Below are 2,197 nucleotides of genomic sequence, written 5' to 3'. Positions count from 1 at the left end.
GTAACTGCTACCCCAACCGCCGCATGGCTGCTTGCTTGCGTGATGGTGAAATCATCCTCCGCTACGTGACCTATGCGATCTTGGCTGGTGATGCTTCTGTACTCAGCGACCGCTGCCTGAATGGTCTTAAGGAAACTTACAGCGCTCTGGGTGTACCCACCACCTCCACAGCTCGTGCTGTTGGAATCATGAAAGCTGCTGCAGTTGCTTTCGTTAACAACACCGCTAGCCAGCGCAAGTTTGACCTCACTTCCGGGGATTGTTCCTCCTTAGCTTCTGAAACTGGTGGCTACTTCGATGCAGTAGTTGCTGCTATCAGCTAGTCTTTACCTTCTGCCTAAGATAACCAAGCTCCTGCCAAAGTGAGCTGGGGAAGCCAAAAGCTAAGTATAACCTTTGTCAAAACCCATTCAGGAGATATATAAAAATGAAATCAGTTATAAGCACAGTTGTTACTGCTGCCGATGCTGCAGGTCGTTTTCCTAGCAGCTCTGACCTTGAGTCCGTTCAAGGTAGCCTACAGCGGGCTGCTGCTCGTATGGAAGCTGCTGAAAAGCTAGCAGAAGGCATTGATAAAGTAACCAAAGAAGCTGGTGATGCTTGCTTTAAGAAGTATCCTTACCTGAAAGAGTCTGGTGAAGCTGGTGATTCTCAAGTCAAGATTGACAAGTGCTACCGCGATCTTGGTCACTACCTACGCTTGATCAACTACTGCTTAGTTGTTGGCGGTACTGGTCCTCTAGATGAGTGGGGTATTGCTGGTCAGCGTGAAGTTTACCGTTCTTTGAACCTACCTACCCCTCCATATATTGCAGCTCTTGAGTTCACTCGCGATCGTGGTTGTGCTCCTCGTGACATGTCTGCTCAAGCTTTGGTTGAGTACAAAACTTACCTCGACTATGTAATCAACTCCCTGTCCTAAGGAGATCACGGTGAAAATCCGTCGCTGATTGACTAACATTTCGATCAGTACCTGGGGACTCTTAGTACGTTGCTTTGCCTGAATTGGTTGAGTACCGTCAAAGAGTCCCCTAATTGTTTTGGGGGGTTAGGGGGGTAAAACTAACTGTAAGCTACGCGAACAGCTATCAGCTATCAGCCGTCAGGTTATTATTTTATTCAAAAGTACCTCAAGTAGCGTGGCCAAAAGCCCAAAGCGGATAGCTGATGGCCAAAAGCCCAAAGCTGATAGCTGATGGCTGATAGCTGATGGCTGATGGCCAAAAGCCCAAAGCTGATAGCTAATGGCTGATAGCTGATGGCTGAGAGCTGATGGCTGAGAGCTGATGGCTGAGAGCTGATGGCTGATGGCTGAGAGCTGATGGCTGATAGCTCAATGCTTACAACCAACTAAACTTCGTAAGTCCTATTGTATATTCCTAAATCACGACTAAATCACTGATGGATAAACGTTTTGCCAATATATTTAATTTGACCGAAGATCAAGCGATCGCACTTTTAAAGACCCCCTTAGACCAGCTGGAAGACCAATCTGATCGCTATCTGGCTGCATCCCATTTAATTAACTTTCCCAGCGAGCAGTCAATCAATGCCCTGATGGAAACGGTGCAAGAACAAAATTCAGAAATGTACCATCGTATCGCTCGACGCAAGGCAGTGGAAAGCTTAGGTCGTTTGAAAGCCTCTGTAGCCTTACCCATCATTCGCTCATGTCTAGGGGATGAGGATTGTTACACGGTGGAAAATGCTGTCTGGGCAATTGGGGAAATTGGCACTCAAGATCCCGAAATTCTCGAAGAAATTGCCCAGCTACTGGAGAAGCCAGGTCAGACTTATCGAGTGATTATCCAAACTCTGGCTGCACTAGACTATAAACCAGCCCTTGAGAGGATTAAGACCTTTACTAAATCCGATAATGAACCCATAGCCAGTGCTGCGATCGCAACGGTTTGTCGGTTCACAGGGGATACCAGCGAGATGCACAAAGTGATGGCATTCCTACAACACTCTAGTGTCAATGCCCGACGAGCCTGTATTCAAGACCTGATTGATGCCCGATACTACCAAGCAATTCCTCAAATTGCCACCTGTCCTATTTCCATGGTGTTTCGAATACGAGGAATTCGCCTCTTGGCAGAGGCTGGGTTGCCAGCGGGTGATATCACCTTTGAGGAGATCGAACCATCACTGGATCAAGTGATTCGTGATCATCCTGATCACCTAGAGCTGGTTCATG

The 2,197-nt window shown here is 47.4% G+C and carries 4 protein-coding genes; 3 read left to right on the top strand and 1 reads right to left on the bottom strand.

The window, feature by feature from the left end; genetic code table 11:
• Both F6K38_RS39940 and cpeA read left to right on the top strand, forming a co-directional pair.
• Positions 1–323, top strand: a 323-nt coding sequence (locus F6K38_RS39940; RefSeq protein ID WP_502709654.1) for a bilin-binding protein, incomplete at its 5' end; no start/stop codon positions are given.
• Positions 324–427: 104 nt separating this feature from the next.
• A complete protein-coding gene (gene cpeA / locus F6K38_RS39935; RefSeq protein WP_287248243.1) occupies positions 428–922 on the top strand; it encodes a C-phycoerythrin subunit alpha in 495 nt (164 codons plus the stop codon).
• 197 nt (positions 923–1,119) lie between these two features.
• On the opposite strand, the gene F6K38_RS39930 is transcribed toward cpeA, so the two are convergent.
• Positions 1,120–1,350, bottom strand: coding sequence for a hypothetical protein (locus tag F6K38_RS39930; RefSeq protein WP_287248241.1), 231 nt, complete (start codon positions 1,348–1,350; stop codon positions 1,120–1,122).
• 51 nt (positions 1,351–1,401) lie between these two features.
• Between F6K38_RS39930 and F6K38_RS39925 the strand changes: the two genes are divergently transcribed.
• The coding region (locus F6K38_RS39925) for a HEAT repeat domain-containing protein (protein WP_287360416.1) at positions 1,402–2,197 on the top strand (796 nt) is incomplete at its 3' end.

Source organism: Moorena sp. SIO3B2, assembly GCF_010692525.1.
Lineage (GTDB): Bacteria > Cyanobacteriota > Cyanobacteriia > Cyanobacteriales > Coleofasciculaceae > Moorena > Moorena producens.
The sequence above is the reverse complement of the archived record's forward strand: the minus strand, read 5'-3'. Positions and strand labels throughout refer to the sequence as shown.

Bases quoted from the DNA above. Each gene is read 5' to 3' on its own strand.
- cpeA (WP_287248243.1), top strand. From the start codon at position 428: ATGAAATCAGTTATAAGCACAGTTGTTACTGCTGCCGATGCTGCAGGT.